This window comes from Micromonospora sp. NPDC005686 (assembly GCF_042871665.1).
Taxonomy (GTDB): Bacteria; Actinomycetota; Actinomycetes; order Mycobacteriales; family Micromonosporaceae; genus Micromonospora.
The window spans coordinates 173,110-195,356 of record NZ_JBIAIY010000009.1 but is presented as its reverse complement, the minus strand read 5'-3'; the positions used below and the strand labels follow the sequence as shown (position 1 = coordinate 195,356).

Genomic DNA, 22,247 nt, shown 5'->3' with positions numbered 1-22,247 from the left:
CTCAGGCGGCGTTCGGGACGATGAGCGGCTTGATGCAGCCGTCGAGCTTGGCGGAGAAGATGTGGTACGCCTCGGCGACGTGCTCCAGCGGGATCCGGTGGGTCACGAGGTCGCTGGGCTTGAGGTAGCCGTTGCGGATGTGCTCGAACAGGCGCGGCCACTGCCGCTTCACCGGGCACTGGTTCATCCGCAGCGTGAGCCCCTTGTTCATCGCGTCGCCGAACTTCACCGCGCTGAACATCGGCCCGTACGCGCCCATCACCGAGATCGTGCCGCCCTTGCGTACCGAGTCGATGGCCCAGTTCAGCGCCACCGGCGAACCACCCTGCAACTTCAGCTTCGTCGCGGTGACGTGCTGCAGCAGGTTGCCGTCCGCCTCCGCGCCGACCGCGTCGATCGCCACGTCCGCGCCCAGGTGGTCGGTGATCTTCTTCATGTGCACGACGATGTCGTCGTACTCGGCGAAGTTGTAGGTCTCGGCGTGCGCGAACGACGCCGCCTTCTCCAGCCGGTAGTCGAGGTGGTCGATGACGATCACCCGGCCGGCGCCCATCAGCCACGCCGACTTGGCGGCGTAGAGGCCCACCGGGCCGGCGCCGAAGACCACCACCACGTCACCCTCGGCGATGTCGCCGAGCTGCGCGCCGAAGTAGCCGGTGGCGAGCGCGTCGGTGAGCAGCACCGCGTCGTCGTCGTCCATCCACTCCGGAATCGGGCTCGGCCCGACGTCGGCGAACGGAACCCGGACGTACTCGGCCTGGCCGCCGTCGTAGCCGCCGCAGGTGTGCGAGTAGCCGTAGATGCCGCCCACCGCCGTGGCGTTCGGGTTCACGTTGTGGCAGTTGCTGTAGAGGCCCCGGGCGCAGAAGAAGCAGGACCCGCAGTACACGTTGAAGGGCACCATCACCCGGTCGCCCGGCTTGACGTTGCGCACCGACGGCCCGACCTCGTCCACCACGCCGACGAACTCGTGACCGAACGTCATCCCGACCCGGGTGTCCGGCATCATGCCGTGGTAGAGGTGCAGGTCGGAGCCGCAGATGGCGGCCCGCGTCACCCGCACGATCGCGTCGTTGGGGTGCTCCACGACGGGCCGGTCCTTCTCCTGCACCCGCACCCGGTACGGACCGCGGTAGACCATTGCTCGCACTCGACGCCTCCCGGATGCCCGTGCCGTTGTTCGACTCGCCCCGGGTCGTCCGGTGCACTGGAAGGGCTACCCCGGAGGACGAGGGGCAAACGGGAGGGGGATCACCGGGCCGCGCGGTCAGGACACGGCGGCCCGTACCAGCTCGGTGAGCTTCTTCTCCACCTCCGGGCTCCACCGCAGCAGCGCGAACGACGCCGGCCACATGTCGCCGTCGTCGAGGTTCGCCGCCTCCTGGAAGCCCACAGTCGAGTAGCGGTACTTGAACTTCCCCGCGTCCTGGAAGAACACGACGATCTTGCCGGCCGCGTCGGCGTACGCGGGCATGCCGTACCAGGTCTTCGGCGACAGCTCCGGCCCGGCGGAGGTGATCGTCATGTGCACGCGCTCGGCCAGCTCGCGGTCCTCCGGCGCCATCTGCGCGATCCGGTCGAGCACCGCCTGGAGGTCGTCGGCCTTCTTCGCGCCCTTCCTGCCCTCGGCGCGCAGCTCGGCGGCGCGCTCCTTCATCGCGGCGCGCTCCTCGGCGCTGAACCCGTCGGACATCTCGATTCCCCCTCGTGACTCGCGGTCCGCGTGGTGCCGACCGCCCGACGACAACGCTAGGGCGCGGCGGTGACGGTGTGCTTCTCGATTCCTGATCACCTGCCGGGGCCACGGCAACCTGGCGTGCCGCCTACCATCGCCGCCATGGCAACCCGGTTCGTACAGATCAACATGAAGGCCCACGACGAGGTGGCGCTCGGCGGCTTCTGGGCGAAGGTGCTCGGCTGGGAGATGTCCAGCGAGGGCCCCGGCGTGACCAACCTCGAACCCGAGGGCCTCACCTACCCGGATCCGAGCACCCTGTACGTCGACCTGGTCGTCTCCGCGGAGCCCAAGACGGCGAAGAACCGGGTCCACGTCGACCTCGCGACCACCTCGGCCGCGCACCACGCGGAGCTGGTCGCGCGCCTGACCGCTCTCGGCGCCACCCCCGCCGACGTGGGCCAGGGCGACGTGCCGTGGACGGTCCTGGCGGACCCGGAGGGCAACGAGTTCTGCGTACGGGAGCCGAACCCGCGGTACGCGGACACCGGTCTCGTCGGCGCCGTGGTGGTCGACTGCGCCGACCCGCGCGCCATGGCCGGCTTCTGGGGCCGCGCCACCGACTGGACCGTGCACGAGATGACCGACCAGGAGGCGGTGCTGCGCTCCGCCAAGGGCGTCGGCCCCTACCTGCGGTTCGTCCGCACACCCGACGCGAAGACCGGGTGGAACCGGGTCCACCTGGACGTCCGCCCGTACCCGTCCGACGACCTGGACGCCGAGGCCGCCCGCCTGCGGTCTCTCGGCGCCACCGACGCCGACCTGGGCGGGGCCGACCTCCGGTGGCGGGTGCTCGTCGACCCGGAGGGCAACGAGTTCTGCCTGCTCACCCCGGCCTGACGGGATCACGGGCCGACGGCCGGCCGACCCGTCCCGTCCGGCCGGAACTCGTGGACCACCTCGATCGACCCGACGATGTGCCGGTTGAACTCGTCCAGCTCCTCGGCCGGCACCCACAGCTCCAGGATGTCCCGGCCGCCGGCCTGCCGGACCGGGTAGCGGGCGACGAACGCGCTGTCGACGTGGAAACGCGTCACGTAGCCGACGCCGGAGGCCGCCACGTTCCAGTCCCGGGCGATCATCACGGCGTACTGCTCGTTGAGGACCGGATAGAAGATCGGCTGGTCCGGCAGCCGGGGTGGCCAGGCCCGCCAGCTGGAGACGCGGACGAGGTCGAGTTCCCGCGGGCCGGTCGGGCGCCACAGCGTCGTCGTCTCCGTCATCGCGTGCCCCTCTCGCGTCTCGTCCGCGAACCGTACCGGACGGACCGTCGCCGCCCCCCGCGGATTTCGCCGGCTGCCTATGCTTCGGAGATGGACGATGTGACCAGCGAGACCGAGGCCGAGGCGCTGCTGGCCGTCCTGGAGCGCAACCGGCGGACCTTCGCCTGGAAGACCGAAGGGCTCGACGAGACGGGCCTGCGTGCGGTCATCGCCGCCAGCACCATGACGCTCGGGCGGGTGGGCGAGGGCGCCCCACCGGATTTCGCGTTCTGATCCCGGGTGACGTCGTCGGGGGCAGATGAGTTTGACCAGTTGCGGCGGTCAACCGTCGAACCCACTGCGAAGGAGAACCACGATGGCCACTGTCATCTCCACGCTGTTCATCTCGGCCGACGGTGTCGCCGAGATCGACCCCGACTGGCACTTCCCGTACTTCGACGACAACATGGGCCGGGCCGTCACCGAGGACTACGACACCTCGGACGTGCTGCTGATCGGGCGGGAGACATACGACAGCTTCGCCGGCGCCTGGCCGGACCGGGAGGCCGCCGGCGGTGAGGACGCGCCGTTCGCCAAGCAGCTCGGCGACATGCGCAAGGTGGTCGTGTCGCGCCAGCCGCTGGAGTTCTCCTGGCGCAACTCCGAGCTGATCCAGGGCGACCTGATCCACGCCGTCACCGCGCTCAAGGCCGACGCCGGCATCAAGGGCATCCTCATCCCCGGGTCGATCTCGGTGGTGCAGCAACTGCTCGCCGCGGGCCTGGTGGACGAGCTGCGGCTGCTGGTGCACCCGGTGGCCGCCCGCAAGGGCCGCCGGCTGTTCGACGAGGGCGACGCGCCGTACCACCTGCGGGTGGCCGCGACCGAGGCGTACCCGACCGGCGTGATCCGGGTGATCTACACCCCGGCCCCGGCGCCGGGCGCGGTCGGCTACGACGACGTCAAGGACCAGGTGCCGGCGGGAGGCTGACGAGCACGGGGCGGCGGCGGATCGGTGTGTCGTGAAAGGATCCGCCGCGTGCGTCGCGCCCCGCTGCTGCTGCTCCTCGCGGCGGTGTCCGCCGTCGCCCACGTCGTCGGCGTCCTGGTGGCCGCACCCCTCTGGCGCGGCGCCGAGGTGCTGAGCCTGACGCTGCTGTTCGCGTACGCCGTCGTCGCCGGGCTGCCACCTCCGCGCTGGGTGGTGCCGGTGGCGCTCGCGCCGCTGATCGTGGACGCGGTCCGCACCATGCCGGCCGAGCCGGGCGCCGCAGACATCGGCTGGACGGTGTACGGCAGCGGCTACACCGTCATCGACCGCACGGCCGGCTTCGACGCGACGTTCGCCGGCAGCTGGGCGGCGCTGGTCGCGGTGGCGGTGCTGCTGGTCGTCTTCCGGGGCCGCGGGCGGCGCCGGCACCTGATCGTCGCGGCGGCGGCCGCCGCGCCCGTCGTCGGGTACGCGGCCGTCCGGCTCACCGACATCGGCTTCGCCGTCGCCGCCCACATCGTGGAGACGCGCACCGAGACCACGCTGACCCGGGTGGAGGGCCCGGCGTACTACGACCAGGCCGACGTCGTGGCGGCGCTCGTCCTCGCGGTGCTGCCGCCGCTGGCGCTCGCGCTCGCCGCGCTGGGGCTCGCCGTGCTGCTGGCCGGGCGGGGCCGACGTCTCGCCGCGACCGGCGCGACGCTGCTGGCGGTGCTCGCGCTGTCGCTGCTCGATGCGGGCATCGAGGCCGTGCCGCTGCCGTACCCGGCCGACAGCACCGCCCTGTTCGCCTGGTACGTCATCACCCCCACGTCGGCGATGCCGCAACCGGTGCCGGCGCTCACGGCGGCGGTGGAGCTGGCCGCGTACCTGCTCCTCGTCGCCGGCCTGACCGGCGCGGACCGCACCGCACCGGCGGTGCCCGCCCCGGAATCGGCCGGCTGACGTCCTGCGGGACCTCCGTCATCATGAGCGTGGCCGGCAACGACGGTACGGGCGACGGGAGCGGGTCATGACGAAGGCGGACGTGGTGGTGGCCGGCGGCGGGGTGGTCGGGATGACGACCGCGCTGACGCTCCAGCGGCGCGGCGCGCGGGTCACCGTGCTGACTGCCCACGACCCGGCCGACACGGTTTCGGCGGTGGCCGCCGCGGTCTGGTACCCGAGCCACACGGAGGAGGATCCGCGGGTGCTGCGCTGGGCGCGGGACACCCACGCCGAGCTGCGCCGCCAGGCGGCCGACAGCGTGCCGGGGGTGGTCGACCGGCCCACCCGGATGTGGCTGCGCCACCCCTGCGCCGGACCGCCCTGGTGGGCCGACGCCTGCGGCGACCTGACGATCGAACCGGCGGAGCCGCCGTACACCGCGCTGCTGCGGTTCACCGCCCCGTCGGTGGAGATGACCAGCTACCTCACCTGGCTGCGGCAGCGCCTGGAGGCGGGCGGCGGCCGGGTCGTCCGCCGCGCGCTGGGCACGCTCGCCGAGGCGTACGAGTTCGCGCCGGTCGTGGTGAACGCGACCGGCCTGGCCGCCGGACGGCTCGCTGCCGACCCGGGCGTGTACCCGGCGCGCGGGCACGTCCTGCTGGTGGCGAACCCCGGCCTGACCGTCTCGGTACGCGACGAGGACGACCCGGCGGGCGTCACGTACGTGCATCCGCGCCGCCACGACGTGGTGCTCGGCGGCACCTACGAGGCCGGGGTGGGACACACCCGTCCCGACCCGGAGGAGGCGGCGGCGATCCGGCGCCGGTGTGTGGCGCTGGTGCCGCAGCTCGCGGACGCGCCGGTGCTGGGGGAGCGGATCGGGCTGCGGCCCGCCCGGCACGGCGGCCCCCGGGTCGAGGTGGACGCCGCCGACGGGCGCTTGGTGCACGCGTACGGGCACGGCGGTGCCGGGGTGACGCTGTCCTGGGGCTGCGCCGCCGAGGTGGCCGACCTGGCCCTGAGTGTCTGACCGTCCCGGCGCAGGCACGTCGCCGGTCCACCGCCGCACCGGGTGGGCGGTAACCTCGGCCCGGTGTCCGCCCGCCGCGCTGCACTGTCCGCCCTCGTCGCCCTGATGACCGTTCACATCGGCTGCACGCTCGTCGCGCTCGCCGCCTACAGCCACCGGATCGGCCTGGTGACCCACGACGGCTCCGGTTTCCTGGTGGAGTTGCTCGACGCCGTGGTGCCCCTGCGTGACCTGCTGCCCGCCGTGCTCTGGCTGCTGACGGTCACGCTGCTCGTCACGTTCGCGGCCCTCGGTGGGTGGGCGGCCCGGCGGGTCACCGGCTCCGACGCCGAGCGGCTACCGGCGGCGGCGTGGGTGGCCGGGATCGCGGCGGTGCTGCTCAACCCGCTCGCGGTCGTGCGCTACGCGTCCGCCACCGCCGAGGGCGGCGAGTACATGCGGACGGTGCAGGTGGAGACCACCCTCCTGGTGCTCGCCGCCGCCGTGGCCACCACGATGAGCGCGCTCGCGGTCGCCGGGTTCGTGCGGCGCTCCGACACGGCGAGCCCGCCGTCGCCGCGGATGCGGGTGGACCACTGGTCCGCGGGCACGGCGGGACGGGAGTGACCCGTCCGGTCAGGAGTGTCTCGTCCACGCGACGAACCGGTGGAACAGTTCGTCGGGGGGAGGCCCGGAGCGGGGTTGAGTCTCAGCAGATCCGCGGCGGCGTCGAACAGGCAGCCGGCCATGTAGATCGACAGTGCCACCCGGTCGCGCCGGTACTCCAGCAGCAACAACAGGCGCGCGGGCTGACACGGCCACGGCCCGGCGCAGACCCGGCACAGCCACAGCGGCCGGATCGCCACGTGGGGCCGGATCGCTCTGGGTGGGCGGCCCTGTGTCGGCGAGGAAGTCGGCATACCCCATACGGTGACCGAGGCGTTGACCTGAGTCAAGGAGCCGGGGCAACTGTCTAGCGTCCGGCTTATGGAGCTGGTGGGCGCAGCCGAGATCCGCGTGATGCTGGGTGGCATCAGCAAGCAGCGCGTCTACGTGATCACCAGTCACCGCAACTTCCCGGAGCCGGTGGCCGACCTGGTGCAGGGCAAGGTCTGGCTGAAGTCGGATGTGCGGAAATGGATCAAGGAGCATCGGCCCGAGCTGGCCGCTGACTGAGCGGGTTCGCATGCGGGGCCACGCCGCCCGAGCGAGGTGGTCACCGTTCCAGGACGGTCAGCCATTCGGCGGCGCGTGGACGGTATCCATGCAGCTCGAAGAGCCCGCGCACGATCGCCGGTACGTGCCCGGCGCCGTACACGACAGCCACGTCGATGCGTTCCGCCGACCGGGCACGGATCAGCTCGGACAACTCGGCGAGCAGCCGCTCGTCGCGTTCGCCGCCGAACGCGCGCTCGGCGTGCTCGGTGAACTCGTGGTCGGCGTACCGCTCGTCGGTGGCCGACAGCAGGTCGTTCATCTCGATCTCTGGTGAGAGCAGACGCCGGGTGCCGCCGAAGAACTGCATCACCGTCACGAACGGGATCACCAGCCACATCTGGAGGCGCAACCGCAGCGGCATCGTCCGCCAGCTCTTGCTGAACTCCTCCGCCGACACGTCCGGGTTGAGCACCTCGACCCCGAGAGACGCGTACGGAATGGGGTCTGTCACCAGGCCGGAGCGCCGGTTGGCCGGCATGGCCCGGTAGGTGAGTGTCAACGCCGAGCCGACCACCGAGCGGCCGCTGACGCCCTCGACGACGAGCAGGTCGCATTCGCGGAGCCGTTTCGTGACCGCCGCGTAGAACCCCGGGCTCGCCACGTGGAGCATCGGGAACACCAGGAACTCCAACCGGCTGCCGGGCCGGCGTAGACGGAGCACGGCGGAGCGGGTGCCGATGATGCTGTGTTCGATGATCTGCATGCCTGCCCCCGTGGCATCGGCTGCTCTTGTCGGCAGGGTAGGGCGACCGGTCAATCCGTCCCACGCGCGGCGCGACAGCGTGTACCGGTCAGGAATCGAGAAGCATCGCGCGGGCGGGCGGACCTAGCGTTGCCGGCACGGGCCACCCGCCGGGGCGGCCACCGGGAAAGGTCGTCGACCGATGGACACGCGCATCCGCCAGTTGCACCGCTGGTTCTCCGTCGCCTTCACCGTGACCGTCGTGGTCACGTTCGTGGCGCTGGCCCAGAAGGACCCGATCGTGTGGGTCTCCTACGTGCCGCTGCTCCCGCTCGCCCTGCTCCTGATCAGCGGCCTCTACCTGTTCGCGCTGCCGTACCTGCGGCGTCGCCGTGCCGCCGCACGCCCGCGCTGACCTGGGTGATTACCGGGCCGGTCAGCGGGCAACACTGGCGGATGGACCAGAAGGTGATGGTGTTCGCCCCGGCGCCGCTGTTGACGGTGACGATCGAGCAGCAGGGCGACGCGTCCGAGCTGCATCTGCACCCCGGTGGGCAGGGGGTGTGGCAGACCCGGATGATCGCCGCGCTCGGTGTGCCGGTGACCATGTGTGTGGGCCTCGGCGGCGAGGTCGGCGACGCGGTCCGCAAGCTGCTCGACGACGAGGACGTCACGGTACGGGTGGTGCGGCGGGAGTCCGGCACCGGCTGGTACGTGCACGACCGGCGCGACGGCGAGCGGACCGAGATCGCCGAGCACCCGGGCGCGCCCATGGTGCGGCACGACATCGACGAGCTGTACACGGTGACGCTCACCGAAGGGCTGCGCGCACCGGTCAGCGTGCTCAGCGGGCCGGCCGACCCGCAGGTGGTGGACCCGGACATCTACCGCCGGCTCGCCTCCGACCTGAGCGCCAACGGCGGAACTGTGGTGGCGGACCTGTCCGGGCCGTACCTGGAGGCGGTGCTCGACGGCGGGGTGAGCGTGCTGAAGGTCAGCCACGAGGAACTGCTCGACGACGGACTGGCGAAGGACGACAGCGTGGAGGAGCTGCGCGACGCCGGCCGCCGGTGTCAGGAGCGCGGCGCGCGTACGGTGCTGATCAGCCGGGCCGGGGAGCCCGCGCTGGCGCTGCCGGAGGACGGCGAGCCGCTGCTGGTGCACGCCCCGCCGCTGGAGCTGGCCGACCACCGGGGCGCCGGTGACTCGATGACCGCCGGGGTGGCGGCGGTGCTGGCCCGGGGCGGAGACCTGCGGGAGGCGCTGCACGTCGGCGCCGCCGCCGGAGCGCTGAACGTGACCCGGCACGGCCTCGGCACCGGCCGGGCCGAGGCGGTACGCGAGCTGGCCGGCCGGGTACGGCTGACCCCGCTGGACGGTGGTGACGATGACAGCTGACCGGCGACCCCGGGTGCTGGTGACCAACGACGACGGCGTGCACGCCCCCGGCATCCGCGCGCTTGCCCGCGCCGCGTACGAACGCGGGCTGGACGTGGTGGTCGCCGCGCCGCGGCACGAGGCGAGCGGGATGAGCGCGGCACTGTCCGCGGTGACCGAGGACGGACGGGTGGTGTTCCGCGAGACCGAGCTGGACGGGCTGCCCGGCGTGCCCGCGTACGCGGTGGCCGCCTCCCCGGCGTACATCGCGGTGCTGGCCGGGCTCGGCGTGTTCGGGCCGGTGCCGGACCTGCTGCTGTCCGGCATCAACCGGGGCGCCAACGCGGGCCACGCGGTGCTGCACTCCGGCACCGTCGGCGCGGCGCTGACCGCCGGGAACAACGGCATCCGCGCGCTCGCCGTGTCGCTCGACGTGCTCACCGCGGCGGTGGCGAGCGCCGGTAGCGGCGGTGCGGCGATCGCGGTGCTGGACAGCGTGGACGACGAGTCCCGCCACTGGTCGAGCGCCGCCGAGCTGGCCGGGACGCTGTTGCCCTGGCTGGCCGACGCGGCCCCGGGCACGGTGCTCAACCTCAACGTGCCCGACCTGCCGGCTGCCCAGGTGGCCGGGCTGCGCCGGGCGACCCTGGCGCCGTTCGGTCAGGTGCAGGTGTCGGTCGCCGAGCGCGGCGAGGGCTTCGTGCGTACGGCGGTGGAGGAGAACGCGGTCCGCGCGGTCCCCGGCACCGACATCGCCTGGCTGGCCGACGGGTACGCCGCGGTCACCGCGATCCGGGCGCTCGGGCACCTGCCCGACGTGGAGCTGCCGGTCGACGGCTGAGGACGGCTCCGCCCCGCCACCGTCGTACGGGTGGCGGGGCGGAGAGCGTCACTCGCCTGCCGCGCGCCGGCGGTCGGCCTCGGCGTCGGCGGCGCCCACCGGGGTGCCGTCGCTGTCCCGGTCGGCCCGGGACAGGTCCACGTCGGCGCCGGCGCGGGCGGCGTCGGCAGCCGCGTCGTCAGCGCCGACGACCTCACCGCCGCCGGTCTCCCCGTCGTCGGGGACCAGCTGCCCGGCAGTGGCCAGCCCGATCGGTGCGTACCTGGGGTCGGTCATCTCGTCCTCCTCACCGGTGCTTCTGCGCAAGCGGTACCCCGGGACGGGACGCGGCAACCGCGCGGGGCCGGCGTCAGCGGTCGAGGAAGTCCAGGGTGACCGCGGCGAACAGCGGCGACTGGTCGATGTCGTAGTGGGTCAGGCCGGGCAGGATCGCCAGCGCGTGCCCGCCCGCCGGACGGCCCTCGCCCGTCCAGCCGCCGTCGCGCCGGCCGCCGTCGAGCAGCCCGAACACCTCGACGAAGTGGCTCGGCGGGGCCATGTCCGCATCGGCGGCCACCACCAGCGTCGGCACCCGCAGGGCCCGGACCTGCTCGGTGAAGTCGAAGTCCGTCCGCATCGCCTCGCCGATCTTGTCGAGCAGCCGGGGGAAGTCCTCCGGACGGGGCGCGACCCGCTGGTACAGCTCGTACATCGGGGTGTCCTTCATGTACTCGGCCGCCGCGGCGCCGACCTGGCCCTGCTGCGCCAGCAGTTCCGGGTACACGGCGTCGCGGCGGATGTGCGCGGACGCGGCGACCAGCCGGCCGATCTTCTCCGGGTGCCGGAACCCGGTGTGCAGCGCGACGCCGCCGCCTAGGGAGAAGCCGACCACGTCCGGCCGGTCCAGCCCGAGGTGGTCGATCAGCGCGGCCACGTCGTCGGCCATCAGCGCCATGTCGAGCGGACGGTCCACGTCGGCGGTGCGGCCGTGCCCCTGGAGATCCACCAGGATCACCTGGTGCCGCGCGGTGAGCGCGGGCAGGATCGGCGCGAACATCTCACCCGAGGTGAGGCCGCCGTGCAGCAGGATCATCGGCCGGCCTTCGCCGTGCGTCTCGTAGTAGAGGTGGACGCCGTTGACGTCGGCGTACCGCCCGGGGGCGTGGGTCTCGTCGCGCTGCGCTGTGGTCATCGGTGCTCCTCGGACGTGGTGACCTGACGGCTGGTGGACCGGGCGGGCGGCACGGAATCATCGGCGCGGGATCGAACGTGCTCGCATTGTCGCTGCATGTGGGCTAGGTTCGGCGAGGTGAGCGAGGTGGCGAGTGTTCCCGTCGAGGCGCAACTCGAGGCGTACCGGTCGGAGTTGACCGGCTACTGCTACCGGATGCTGGGTTCGGCCTTCGAGGCCGAGGACGCCGTGCAGGACACGTTCGTCCGGGCCTGGCGCAATTTCGACAAGTTCGAGGGGCGGTCCGCCCTGCGGACCTGGCTCTACCGGATCGCCACGAACGTCTGCCTCACCATGTCCACGAGCGCGCAGCGCCGGATCCGGCCGATGGACCTCGGTCCGGCGGGCGTCGGCGCCGCCACCCATCCCGGCGAGCCGCGCCCGGAGCAGATCTGGCTCGGTCCGGCGCCCGACGACCGGGTGCTGCCCGAGGCCGCCGACCCGGCCGAGGTGGTCGCCGGCCGGGAGTCGGTCCGGCTGGCGTTCGTCGCTGCGTTGCAGCACCTGCCGCCGAAACAGCGGGCCGTGCTGATCCTGCGCGAGGTGCTGGCCTGGTCGGCCCAGGAGGCCGCCGAACTGCTGGACACGTCGGTGGCGAGCGTCAACAGCGCGCTGCAACGGGCGCGCGCCACGCTCGCCTCGGCCGACACCGGGGCCGAGGTGCGCCGTCCGCTCGACAGCGAGCAGCAGGCCCTGCTCGCCCGCTACGTGCGCGCCTTCGAGGCGTACGACCTGGCGGCGCTCACCGCGTTGCTGCACGAGGACGCGACGCTGTCGATGCCGCCGCTGCCGCTGTGGCTGCGCGGTCCCGAGCACATCGCCGCGTGGATGGCCGGCACCGGCAGCGGCTGCCGCGGCTCCCGGCTGGTGCCGACGGCCGCCAACGGCATGCCGGCGTTCGGCCAGTACCGGTGCGACCCCGACGGCTCAGGTCATGTGCCGTGGGCGTTGATCGTGATCGGCGTCTCCCGGGGGCGGATCACGTCGCTCAACAACTTCCACGACGTCGACCGGCTGTTCCCGCTGTTCGGGCTGCCCGCCCGGCTGGAGGAGGACGCCGGCCAGCCCGAGCAGGCCGGCCAGTTCGCGTAGGCCTTCGCACGCGCCGCGTACCTCGAGCCGCCAGCCGAACCGCCGGGCGGTCAGGCGTAGCCGCGCCAGCACCTCGACCGTGACGAGGTCGGGCGCGGTCACCGCGGACACGTCGCACACCACCACGCCCCGGTCGCGGCCGCGCAGCGCCTCGGCCAGTTCGGCGCAGCGGGCCGCGATCTCCGCGCGGGTCGGCGTCCCGTCGGCCAGGCGGAGCAGGTGGGTGATCACAGGCATTGGACCGCCGTACGTCCCGGCTCTCATCGGTACGCGCGCGTCGGCGCAATGCGCCTCGAACACCTTGTCGCACGCAGTTACATAGACGTTAACTGCTATACCAATCATCGGTGCCCGGCTATATGATCCCGGTAGTTCACCCCGAAGCCTCACGAAACCGCAGCTCCCGCATCCCTCGGGTCGAACTCCGCAAGCCAGGTGCCTCCGCATCGCCGTGCCTGGCGACCGCCCGGCGTTGTGGTTCAACCTGCCGGAAAGGTGGGAACGGATGACAGGGATCCCGTCCTTGGTCATCGGCATCGCGACCTCGTCGGCCGAGCGCCGGCAGCTCGCCCAACTGCTCGGCGGCACCGAGTCGTTCCTGATCGTGTCCAGCGCCCATCAGGCCCGCCGCTTCCTCGACATGGTGCGCCGGCCGGCGCTCGCCGTGGCGCCGCACCCGCCCGTGGATGACGAGGCGCCGGCCGAGCCGCCCCGGCGGGAGCTCGCGGTCGACTCCGACCGGCGGGTGCTGCGCTGGCGGGAGCGGGAGATCGGGTTGACGCCGCTGGAGCACGACCTGCTTGTCTGCCTCACCGACACGCCCGGCCAGGTGTGGACGTACGCCCGGCTGCACCGCGCCGTCTGGGGCAACGACCACCTCGGACGGGGCTCGGACATGCACTCGGTGGTCCGCCGTCTACGCCGTAAGCTGGGCCGCCTCGACGCCCCCGCCGAAATCCACGCCGTAAGAGGCGTGGGTTTCCGTCTCACCCCCTAACCCCGCCCCGCCCTTCCCCGCCCCACCCGCTCGCGCCGTCGATCTTGCAGTTCCGGCCCCTCGGGTGGGGCTTTTGTGTGCCCTTGCCGGGGCGGCAAGTGCGAGATCGGCGGGAAAGGGGGTGGACATGGGACGGCCCGCCCGGTGCGTGCACCGGGCGGGCCGTCCTTGTCGGGTGCTGGGTCAGCAGCGGGTGGGGGAGAGGGTGAAGTCCTCTACCGTGGGCGTGCTGCTGTTGATCTTCGTCTGGCGCGTCTGGGGCTTCCAGCCGTCCTTGGCGACGATCAGCGTCAGCGGGTTGTTGCGCCGGTCCATCCAGTAGGCGTACCGGCCCTGGGCGTCGGTGGTGAAGGTGTACGAACTCGCCCAGGAGTCGACCTGCACCGTCACGCCCGCCAGCGGCGCGGTGGCGCCCTGGCAGCTCTTGCCGGAGACCGTGCCGGACAGCTTGCCCCAGGTGGTCGGCGGCTGCGCGATCATGGTCACCGCCACCGGCTCCACCGTGTACGGGGTGTCCTCCTTGATCACCACGGACGCGGAGTACGTGCCCGGCTGGTCCACGCTCGCGGTCATGCCGACAGTGACTGTGACCGTCTCACCCGGCGCCAGCGTGACCTTCGACTTGTCGACGGTCAGCCAGCTCACGTCGGCCCCACCCTCGGCGCACTCGCCGAAGCCGGGCAGGACCTCGCTGTCCTTGGTGGCCGTGAAGCCGCCCGACGAACCGCCGATCTTGTAGAACCCGCAGGCCGCGCCACCCCGGTAGCGGGGGGCGTTGGCGTTGGGCAGGTTGGCCCACGAGTTGGTCGCCGGGTCGAAGGCGAAGCCGGCGTTGGTGATGGCGCCGCCCTGCGACCCGCCGACGACCAGGAGCTTGCCGTTCGCCACCGCGTACGAGGCGGCCCAGCTGTCGGCCGGCGCGTCCGGGATGGCGGTCCAGGCGTTGGCACCCGGGTCGAAGGCGTAACCGACCTTCTGCGACACCGACCCGTCGTTACCGCCGGTGCAGTAGACGGTGCCGTCGATCCCGCCGCAGGACAGGAACGCCACCGACTTCGGGTACGCCGGCAGCGTCTCCCAGGTGTTCGCGCCCGGGTCGTACCGGACCACCGAGTTCGACATCGGCGTGCAGCTCGCGGTGGTGCAGCCACCGATCGCGTACAGCTTGCCGCCCGCGACCGCCTGGCCGGCCGCCGAGCGCGGCGCCGGGTTGTCGGCCTTGCGGGTCCAGGTGTTCGCCGCCGGGTCGTACGAGAAGGTGGCGACGTCCGGACCGGCGGCACCCCAGCCACCGGTAGCGATGATCTTGCCGTCGAGCACGCCGACGGTCATGGCGTTACGCGCGCCGGGCAGGTCGGCGATCCCGGTCCACGCCTGGGCGATCGGGTCGTACTTGTAGTTCTTGGCGCTCGACGTGGTGCCGTCACCACCGGCGATGGAGTAGACGACGCCGTCGACGTTGACGACCCGGTTGTCCATCACGTTCGCCGGGTAGCCCGGGATGGTGGTCCACGGATCCGCCTGCGGTGCGGCCGCGACGGTCGCGTTCGACGACTTGCCCGACGAGCGCGCCGCGAACGACGTGGCGACGTTCAGCCGTTGCACCGGCGCGCCGGTGGAGCCGAGCATCGCCTGCTCGGACAGCCGGGAGCCGTCGGCCCGTTGCAGCACGAACCCGCCGTCGCGCTCACTGAACTCGGCGGTGACCGGTGCGCCGCCGGTGTTGGTGACGGTGAAGGTCTTGCTGACCTTCCCGCTGGGCATCCGGACCGTGCCGGTGATCGAAGTCGGCTTCACCGACAGCCGGCCGGCGGCGAGCTGGAAGTTGGCCGCGGTCGCCCAGTCCTCCTCGACAGTGACCTGCTTGGTCTGGCTCACGTAGTTGCCGGCGCTGGCGGTGAACGGGTGTGTCCCGGTCAGCGACGAGAACATCCAGTAGAAGCCGTCGGGCAGCTCGGGATCGTCCGGCGTGGCGACCGTGGTGGCCTTGTCCGCCGGGTTGTCCTTACTGGTCACCGTCGCGCCGTTGACGTAGCCGTTGTCGTTCTTGTCCCGGACGTGGCCGAGGACCAGGCCGCCCTTGACCGGCTTGCAGACGAGCTTGCTGCCGATGAGGACGTTGTCGACCTGCCACCACCATTCCCAGCTCGCCTCGTAGTAGTGGAAGCGCACCTGCACCTGCGACTGGCCGGCCGCCTGCGGGATCGGCACCTCGGTCACCCGGGGTCCGCGTACGTCGGTGGCCTGCCGGAGCACGTTGCTCCACGTGGTGCCGCCGTCCAGGCTCAGGTCGACGTCCGCGCGGTCGCTGTTGAGCCAGTTGTAGTCCTGGTTGAACCGGACCACCGGCGCGGTCACGCCGGTCAGGTCGACCACCGGGCTGACCAGCGACGTGTCCTGCCGCCCGCCGCTGCCGTAGTTGTCGCTGTCGATGACGGCGAGGTTGCCGCTGCCGCCGGTCCGGTTGCCGCGTTCACCGGTGTCGGTGAACTCCCAGACCTGGCCGGTGCCGGCGTTGTCCACCACGGTCCAGCCGTCCGGCACATCGGTGCCGTCGAACGTCTCGTACTCACCGTCGGAGCTGACGGTGTAGCCGGGGGCTGTGGCGCACGCCTCCGGGTCCGCCTGCACCGCGATGTTGGCGGTGACGTTTGCCGCGCCGACGGTGACCTCCTTGGTGGTGGTCAGGTAGCCGGCGTACTGCGGCTCGACGGTGAGCCGGTAGGTCGTCCCGGACGGCAGCGACAGGCTGTAGCGGCCGGTCGCCGGCGTGGTGTAGTCGGAGATCGGCGTGCCCTCGACGCTCACCTTCGCGTACAGCGGCCAGCCGTGCCCGGACCCGTCGGTGACCTGCCCGCTGACCGTCACGCTCGGTACCGCGCTGAGCGCCACGTCGAGCGTGGTCGTGGTGTTCGCGGTGACAGTCGCGGACAACGTGCGGCTGGCGTACCCGTACGCCGAGACGACCACCTGGTAGTCGCCCGCCGGCAGGAGCGAGGAGTAGACGCCGTCCGCGCCGGTGGTCAGCGTACGGTCCGCCGCGCCGGTCAGGGTGACTGTCGCGCCGGCGATGGCGGCGCCGCTGCGGGCGTCGGTGACCTTGCCGGCCAGCGTGCCGTTGTCGCCGATCGGCGCGGCGGCGAGCAGTGCGAGCGCGTCCAGCCGGCCCTCGCCGTACACGTTGTTGTCGTCTGCGGTGCCACCGCACTGCGTGTCGGCCTTGTCCACGGCGGTGTCGTTGAGCAACGCGCGGGTCGCCGTGATGTCACCGACCAGGCTCGGTGCCGCGGACCAGAGCAGCGCGATCGCACCGGCCAGGTGCGGTGCCGCCATCGAGGTGCCGCTGGCGGTGGCGTAGGTGTCGTTCGGCACGCTGGAGCGGACGTTGACGCCCGGCGCCGAGATGTTCGGCTTGATCTCGCCGCTCTGCCCGGTGCCCCGGGACGAGAAGCTGGCGATGTTGTTGTTGATGTCGTACGCACCGGTCGAGTAATTGCTTCCCAGGCTGCCCGGTGAGCCGCTGGTCTGGCAGGACGGGCCGTTGTTGCCGTTGGACCAGACGCCGAAGATGCCCGAGGCGGTCCAGGCGTTCGTGACGTCCTCCATGAACGGCTCGTTGGACGGCGTCGTGGTGCCCCACGAGTTGTTGATGATGTTCGGCCGCTTGCTGGCGTCCGGGTTCTGCCCGTTGAGGTCGGTGGGCTCCAGCATCCACTGGCCCGAGTTGATCAGCGCGGCGTCGGACGGGCAGCACCCGTTCGCGGCGATCCACTTGACCTCGGGGGCGACACCGATCTGGTTGGCCCCGTCGGCGCCGGCCATGGTGCCCATGGTGTGGGTGCCGTGGCCGTCGGAGTCGCACGGCGCGGTGGCGCACTCGCCGGCCGCGTCGAACCAGTTGTAGTCGTGGTCGAAGGTGCCGTCACCGTTGTTGCCGCGGTAGGCGTTCACCAGCGCCGGGTGGTCGAACTGGACGCCGCTGTCGATGCTGGCCACGGTGATCCCGGCGCCCTTGACGCCGTACTGGGACCAGACGTCGTCGGCGTTGATGTTGGCGATGCCCCACTCCAGGGCGTTCGCCGACTTCTCGTCGGTACCCGGGGTGGTCTCCGGCAGCTTGTACTCCACCGGCGCGTACAGGCCGTCCACCTCGGAGTGGGCGGCGAAGTTCTGCGCCATGGTCAGCGAGCCGTCGGTGACCTTGATGGCGTTCGTCGCCCAGAAGGTCTGGTACTTCGTGCCCGAGCGGTCCAGCTCGGCGCGGATCTTCGACTGGCTGTCGGCTGCGGTCTTCTTCAGCGCCGCCGCGACGAGGGCCCCGCGCTCGTTCCAGTCCTTGATCGCGGCGGCCTTGCTCAGGTCCGCCTTGGCGCCGAAGTGGATCCAGAAGTCGCCCTCGCTCTTGCCCTGGAGCGCACGGGTGAGCTCCGGGCGGATCTTGTCGCCGGCCGACGCGCCGGCGCCTGTCTCCGCCTGCGCCGCCGTGCCGGTGGCGGCCAGCGCGGTGGCGGCGAGCACCAGGACGGCGCCCGCGCTCACCAGCCGCCGGGCCGGGCCCCATCTGTGTGAACGTCTCAGCATTCGGTGCTGCCTCCTACTCCGATGACCCGCTGATGATCGAGCCATGGCAGAAGGGCCAGGAGACGAACTCTCCCGACTGGTCGCACCGGTGTTGCAAGAACCCCCCAGGCCCCCTAGGCGTCCGTGCGGGTCTGCGCCGGACGCCTGAGTGGACACTATGATCGACAGTGACGAGCGATCAATGACCGTACGTAAGCAACATGTCACCAACAGGCCCCCGGATCGGGTGGCCTGTTGACAGTTTCTGTCACGGTGGGGGCGCGGTGACGACTGACGGCACGAACGCGGCTGACTCCGGCACCGACCCGCCGGAGCGGCCCTTCTCGCTCGTCATCGGCGTGACGCCGTCGTCCGCCGAACGGCTGCGGCTGACCGAGCTGCTGGACGGCGTGGCGCCTCTTCTGATGGTCACCGATCTGGACGAGCTGCGCGAGCTGATCATGACGGATGCGCCGGCCCCGGCCGACGCGCCGGCTCGGCCCGTACCCCCGGCCGGGCCTGCGCCGGACGGCGCGCTGGTGATCGACGCGGCCCGGTCGACAGCCCGGTGGGGTGACCGGGAGACCGCCCTGACCCGGCTGGAGCGTGACCTGCTGACCTGCCTGACCGCCGAGCCGGCACGGGTGTGGACCTACGCCGAGCTGCACCGGGCGGTCTGGCGCGACGCGCCGACGCACGGCCGGGCCGACGTGCAGTCCCTGGTGAAGCGGTTGCGCCGTAAGCTCGACGAGCTGGGCACCGGCGTCACCATCGCGGCGGTACGCGGCGTCGGCCTGCGGCTGACCGACCACCGCCAACCCCGGGTACGGGGCGACTGACTTCTACCGGCCGCGAGTTCCGGTGGCAGCTCCACTGGCACTTCGCGCCGCCGTTCGGGGGCGCCGGGTGCGGCAGCGAGGCGCCCTGAGCGCGGCGGCCGGACGGCCGGACGGGTGACACGATCGGTGGAGGCGGGCCACCGATGTGGCCGGAATTGATGGCGACCGGTCGATTACCGGTGCGGCGTGTATCGCGAGAGGTCTCTGCCTCCTACGGTGACGTCCGGCACGCGGACGGAGGGGACTCGGGAATCACCCGGGAGGGCCGTCCCGGCGGACAGGGAGAGTTGACTCGATGCGAGTTTGGCTTCGCGCGATGTCGGTGGTCGCCGCCGGCGCGGTCGTGGTGGCGGGAGTACCGGCGCTGGCCGGCACCGTCGTCGTGCGGGACGCCGGCGTGGCCGGCCAGACCGGCGCCCAGGCGACGGGCGGCAGCGCCGCGCTCGGCGCCGCGCGTACCACCGCGACCCGTGCGCTGGTCACCCCCGGGGACACCCGGCTGATGCCGACCACGCCCCGCACCGACACGCCGCGGATCACCAACGGCGAGATCACCGACATCGAGGTGATCGGCAACCGCGTCTTCATCGCCGGCACGTTCACCTCGATCGCGAACGTCGGCGGGTCCGCGATCGCGCAGAAGTCCCTGGCGTCGTACAACCTGGACACCGGCAAGGTGGACACCGGGTTCAAGCCGGTCATCGACGGCGCGGTCGCCGCGGTGGAGGCGTCGCCGGACGGGTCGTCGCTCTACATCGCCGGCTCGTTCAACACGATCAACGGCGTGGCCAAGCGCAAGATCGCCCGGCTGAACCCGGCCACCGGCGCGCCGGTCGCCGCGTTCACCGCCACCGCGAACGCGCGGGCCACCGCCCTCGCGGTCAGCGGCAACGCCGTCTACGTGGGCGGCCAGTTCGCCACCGTCAACGGGGTCAGCCGCAGCGGCCTGGCCGCGCTCAACCCCACCACCGGCGCCGTCGACACCGGCTTCGACCTGCCGCTCACCGGCGGCATCGGCGTCGGCGGCATGCTCACCGTGCAGCAGCTCAAGCTCACCCACGACCGCAGCAAGCTGCTGGTCGTGCACACGGGCCGCCAGATCGCCGGCCAGGACCGCTACGGCGTCGCCCTCATCGGTACGGCCGGCAAGGCGCTGCTGCCGTGGCGTACCCGGCTGTGGGAGGACAACCTCTCCTTCGTCGGCGGCATCCAGCGGGTCTTCGCCGGCGACATCGCGCCGGACGACTCGTACTTCGTCGTCACCAGCGGCTCCGGCGGCGACCGTCCGCCGATCAACGACACCGCCATCGCGTATCCGCTGACCGGTAACGACAACGTCGAGCCGCTCTGGATCTCCCGGCACTTCGACAGCATCTACTCGGTGGCGATCACCGACACCGCCGTCTACGTCGGCGGGCACTTCAGCTGGCAGGAGTCGCCCACCTCGAACGTGCCGTGGCCCGGCCTGGACAACGTCGGCTACGGCACCGGCCAGGGGCTCAGCGGCTACGGCCTCGGCGACCAGGTGGTCCGCCGCGACCACCTCGGCGCGCTCGACCCGCTCACCGGCACCGCGCTGGAGTGGAACCCCGGCTCCAACTCCTACGAGGGCGAGAAGGCGATGCTCGCCACCTCGCGCGGCCTGCTCGTCGGCGGCGACGGCAACGTCAAGGGCGGCAAGACCACCGGCCGGGTGGCCTTCTTCGACCTCTCCAAGGAGCCCGCGCCGGCGCCGCTGGACACCACTGTCACCACGCCGATCGAGGGCGCGGTGAAGCCGGCCGGCGAGTCGTTCACCATCAGCGGCCAGGCGCTCGCCCCGGCCGGCGTGGCCCGGGTCCAGCTGGAGATCCAGGATCGCAACAGCGGCAAGTACCTCCAGGCCGACCTGACCACCTGGGGCGCGTTCAAGGCGATCAACACGACTGTGGCCGCGCCGAACGCGACCTCCACCACGTGGAGCCTGCCGGTGACGCTGCCGGCCGGGGTCTACCAGTTGCAGGCCAAGACGTTCGACCGTAACGGGGCCGGCGACACCACCAAGGCGGTCAAGAAGATCGAGGCGTTCCGCTTCGACGACCTGCCGCCGACGACCCGGATCAGCTCGCCGTCGGCGGGCCTGGTCGCCACGCAGACGTTCGTGGCCTCCGGCACCGCCACCGACGACAAGGGCGTCAACTCGCTGATCTACTCGTTCCGCACCCTGGACAACAGGTACCTCCAGGACGACGGCACCGTCGCCGCCGTCTACAACACCTTCCGGGGCGAGCCGGACGTGATCGGCGCGACGTCCACCACCTGGCAGTACGAGGTCACCCTGCCGACCGAGGGCCAGTGGAAGATGACCGCCACCGCCGTCGACACGACCGGCCAGAGTGACCTGCGCGGCGACAACCGGGACTGGACCGTCTCGGCCACCGGCGTACCGCCGACCGTGGCGATCACCTCGCCGGTGGCGATGACCCCGCCGGGCAACGCCGCGCCGTTCACCGTCGCGCCCGGCGGCACCGTCACGTTCTCCGGTACGGCGCGTGACGACGACGCCCTGAAGTCGGTCGAGATCTACCTGCGCAACAACACCACCCGCGAGGCCCTCGCCAGCGACGGCACGTGGGGCGCCGACTCGATCGCCGGCTACCACCGGATCTCGCCGGCCAACCTCGACGCCGCGACGTTCGACTGGTCGTTCACCACGGTGCCGCTCACCCCCGGTGTCTACGACTTCCGGGTACGGGCGACCGACAAGCTCGGCCTGACCACGTCCAGCAACAACATGGGCCGGCTCACGGTCACCGCCCAGGTGCCCGGCGACGCCTTCCCGAACGGGCTGCTCAGCTTCACCGGCACCAACCAGGACATCGACCAGCTGCACCTGGACCTGACCGGCACCGCCACCGACGACAAGGGCGTCCGGGCGGTCCGGATCGCACTGCGCGACCTGGACACCGGCCGGTACGTGCAGCCCAACGGCACCATGGCCGCCGCGTTCGCCACCGTCGACGCCACGCTCGCCTCGCCCGGTGCGACGAGCACCCCGTTCACGCTCTCGATCAACCTGCCCGCGCGGGGCACGTACAGCGTGGAGGCGTGGGCCGTGGACACCGCGGGCCAGCAGGACAACTCGACAAGCGGCGCCACCGCCCGCTACCTCGTCTACCCGGGTGACACCGACCCGACGCTGGAGCCGAGCATCACGCCGGTCGAGGGTCAGGCGTACACCGGCGGCCGGATCGTGATCACCGGCCGGGCGGTGGACGACGGCGGGATGCAGAAGGTCGAGGTGCAGATCGGCAACAGCGCCGGTCAGGGCATGAATTCCGCCGGCACGTTCGGCCGGGCGGGCGCGCCGACCGGCTGGCCGTGGATCGCCACGTTCCTCACCAGCCCGGGATCGCCGGGGTCGAACTTCGCGTACACGTCGCCGGTGATCCCGGCCGGCACGTACACGGTGACGATCCGCGGCATGGACAACCGCGGGCAGTACCAGCAGCCGCCGCGTACCGTCACGGTGACCGTCACCGACTGACGGGCGGGCATCGCGGGCCGGTCCGCGCCGGGTCCTCCCGG

21 protein-coding genes and 1 pseudogene are annotated in these 22,247 nt (G+C 72.0%); 14 read left to right on the top strand and 8 right to left on the bottom strand.

Annotated elements, in window-relative coordinates:
* Position 1: 1 nt before the first annotated feature.
* On the bottom strand, positions 2–1,141 hold the full coding sequence (locus ACFYON_RS21410; RefSeq protein WP_354867539.1) for a zinc-dependent alcohol dehydrogenase: 1,140 nt from the start codon (positions 1,139–1,141) through the stop codon (positions 2–4).
* A gap of 126 nt (positions 1,142–1,267) precedes the next feature.
* On the bottom strand, positions 1,268–1,693 hold the full coding sequence (locus tag ACFYON_RS21405; protein WP_354867536.1) for a hypothetical protein: 426 nt from the start codon (positions 1,691–1,693) through the stop codon (positions 1,268–1,270).
* Between the two features lie 144 nt (positions 1,694–1,837).
* Between ACFYON_RS21405 and ACFYON_RS21400 the strand changes: the two genes are divergently transcribed.
* Positions 1,838–2,575 (top strand): VOC family protein, encoded by a 738-nt coding sequence (locus tag ACFYON_RS21400; RefSeq protein WP_354867534.1) that lies wholly within the window; start codon positions 1,838–1,840, stop codon positions 2,573–2,575.
* A 5-nt stretch (positions 2,576–2,580) separates the two neighbouring features.
* Here the strand turns inward: ACFYON_RS21400 and ACFYON_RS21395 are convergent, their stop codons facing one another.
* Positions 2,581–2,958 carry an ADP-ribosylation/crystallin J1 gene (locus ACFYON_RS21395; RefSeq protein ID WP_354867532.1) on the bottom strand — a complete coding sequence of 126 codons (378 nt, stop codon included), beginning with the start codon at positions 2,956–2,958 and terminating at the stop codon, positions 2,581–2,583.
* A 90-nt stretch (positions 2,959–3,048) separates the two neighbouring features.
* Between ACFYON_RS21395 and ACFYON_RS21390 the strand changes: the two genes are divergently transcribed.
* The 6 genes from ACFYON_RS21390 (at position 3,049) to ACFYON_RS21365 (ending at position 7,040) form a co-directional block, all read left to right on the top strand.
* Positions 3,049–3,231, top strand: a complete 183-nt coding sequence (locus ACFYON_RS21390; protein ID WP_354867530.1) for a hypothetical protein — start codon at positions 3,049–3,051, stop codon at positions 3,229–3,231.
* Positions 3,232–3,313: 82 nt separating this feature from the next.
* A complete protein-coding gene (locus ACFYON_RS21385) occupies positions 3,314–3,928 on the top strand; it encodes a dihydrofolate reductase family protein (protein WP_354867528.1) in 615 nt (204 codons plus the stop codon).
* Positions 3,929–3,976: 48 nt separating this feature from the next.
* Positions 3,977–4,873: a hypothetical protein gene (locus ACFYON_RS21380; RefSeq protein WP_354867526.1), complete on the top strand. Its 897-nt coding sequence runs from the start codon at positions 3,977–3,979 to the stop codon at positions 4,871–4,873.
* Positions 4,874–4,940: 67 nt separating this feature from the next.
* Positions 4,941–5,885 (top strand): FAD-dependent oxidoreductase, encoded by a 945-nt coding sequence (locus ACFYON_RS21375; RefSeq protein WP_354867524.1) that lies wholly within the window; start codon positions 4,941–4,943, stop codon positions 5,883–5,885.
* A 105-nt stretch (positions 5,886–5,990) separates the two neighbouring features.
* Entirely contained in the window at positions 5,991–6,491 is a 501-nt protein-coding gene (locus ACFYON_RS21370; protein ID WP_354867522.1) for a hypothetical protein, read from the top strand.
* A gap of 360 nt (positions 6,492–6,851) precedes the next feature.
* Positions 6,852–7,040 carry a hypothetical protein gene (locus ACFYON_RS21365; RefSeq protein ID WP_354867520.1) on the top strand — a complete coding sequence of 63 codons (189 nt, stop codon included), beginning with the start codon at positions 6,852–6,854 and terminating at the stop codon, positions 7,038–7,040.
* Between the two features lie 40 nt (positions 7,041–7,080).
* Here the strand turns inward: ACFYON_RS21365 and ACFYON_RS21360 are convergent, their stop codons facing one another.
* Positions 7,081–7,785, bottom strand: coding sequence for a hypothetical protein (locus ACFYON_RS21360; protein WP_354867518.1), 705 nt, complete (start codon positions 7,783–7,785; stop codon positions 7,081–7,083).
* Positions 7,786–7,966: 181 nt separating this feature from the next.
* On the opposite strand from ACFYON_RS21360, the gene ACFYON_RS21355 reads away from it, so the two are divergent.
* From ACFYON_RS21355 to surE, 3 genes are read left to right on the top strand one after another with little or no spacing between them, the layout of a single operon-like run.
* Positions 7,967–8,179, top strand: a complete 213-nt coding sequence (locus tag ACFYON_RS21355; protein WP_262012149.1) for a hypothetical protein — start codon at positions 7,967–7,969, stop codon at positions 8,177–8,179.
* Between the two features lie 56 nt (positions 8,180–8,235).
* Complete coding sequence (locus ACFYON_RS21350; RefSeq protein WP_387187906.1) at positions 8,236–9,162, top strand: 1-phosphofructokinase family hexose kinase; 927 nt, start codon at positions 8,236–8,238, stop codon at positions 9,160–9,162.
* Positions 9,152–9,982: a 5'/3'-nucleotidase SurE gene (surE, locus tag ACFYON_RS21345; RefSeq protein ID WP_354867514.1), complete on the top strand. Its 831-nt coding sequence runs from the start codon at positions 9,152–9,154 to the stop codon at positions 9,980–9,982. Before ACFYON_RS21350 ends, surE begins: the two co-directional genes overlap by 11 nt.
* A 48-nt stretch (positions 9,983–10,030) precedes the next feature.
* Here surE and ACFYON_RS21340 read toward each other — a convergent pair whose 3' ends face one another.
* A complete protein-coding gene (locus tag ACFYON_RS21340) occupies positions 10,031–10,258 on the bottom strand; it encodes a hypothetical protein (RefSeq protein ID WP_269700829.1) in 228 nt (75 codons plus the stop codon).
* A 73-nt stretch (positions 10,259–10,331) separates the two neighbouring features.
* Positions 10,332–11,153 (bottom strand): alpha/beta fold hydrolase, encoded by an 822-nt coding sequence (locus tag ACFYON_RS21335; RefSeq protein WP_354867512.1) that lies wholly within the window; start codon positions 11,151–11,153, stop codon positions 10,332–10,334.
* A 96-nt stretch (positions 11,154–11,249) separates the two neighbouring features.
* Between ACFYON_RS21335 and ACFYON_RS21330 the strand changes: the two genes are divergently transcribed.
* Positions 11,250–12,284, top strand: a complete 1,035-nt coding sequence (locus ACFYON_RS21330) for a sigma-70 family RNA polymerase sigma factor (RefSeq protein WP_354867510.1) — start codon at positions 11,250–11,252, stop codon at positions 12,282–12,284.
* A gap of 30 nt (positions 12,285–12,314) precedes the next feature.
* On the opposite strand, the pseudogene ACFYON_RS21325 reads toward ACFYON_RS21330, so the two are convergent.
* Positions 12,315–12,521: pseudogene (locus tag ACFYON_RS21325) on the bottom strand (hypothetical protein); the annotation flags it as partial.
* Positions 12,522–12,789: 268 nt separating this feature from the next.
* Here ACFYON_RS21325 and ACFYON_RS21320 point away from each other — a divergent pair.
* Positions 12,790–13,281, top strand: coding sequence for a winged helix-turn-helix domain-containing protein (locus ACFYON_RS21320; protein ID WP_354867507.1), 492 nt, complete (start codon positions 12,790–12,792; stop codon positions 13,279–13,281).
* 183 nt (positions 13,282–13,464) lie between these two features.
* Here ACFYON_RS21320 and ACFYON_RS21315 read toward each other — a convergent pair whose 3' ends face one another.
* Entirely contained in the window at positions 13,465–17,862 is a 4,398-nt protein-coding gene (locus tag ACFYON_RS21315) for a S8 family serine peptidase (RefSeq protein WP_354867505.1), read from the bottom strand.
* Positions 17,863–18,125: 263 nt separating this feature from the next.
* On the opposite strand from ACFYON_RS21315, the gene ACFYON_RS21310 reads away from it, so the two are divergent.
* Together ACFYON_RS21310 and ACFYON_RS21305 are read left to right on the top strand one after the other, a co-directional pair.
* The gene (locus ACFYON_RS21310; protein ID WP_354867502.1) at positions 18,126–18,680 is read left to right on the top strand and encodes a winged helix-turn-helix domain-containing protein; all 555 of its coding nucleotides are present in this window, start codon (positions 18,126–18,128) and stop codon (positions 18,678–18,680) included.
* 295 nt (positions 18,681–18,975) lie between these two features.
* The gene (locus ACFYON_RS21305) at positions 18,976–22,206 is read left to right on the top strand and encodes an Ig-like domain-containing protein (protein WP_354867499.1); all 3,231 of its coding nucleotides are present in this window, start codon (positions 18,976–18,978) and stop codon (positions 22,204–22,206) included.
* Positions 22,207–22,247 lie beyond the last annotated feature (41 nt).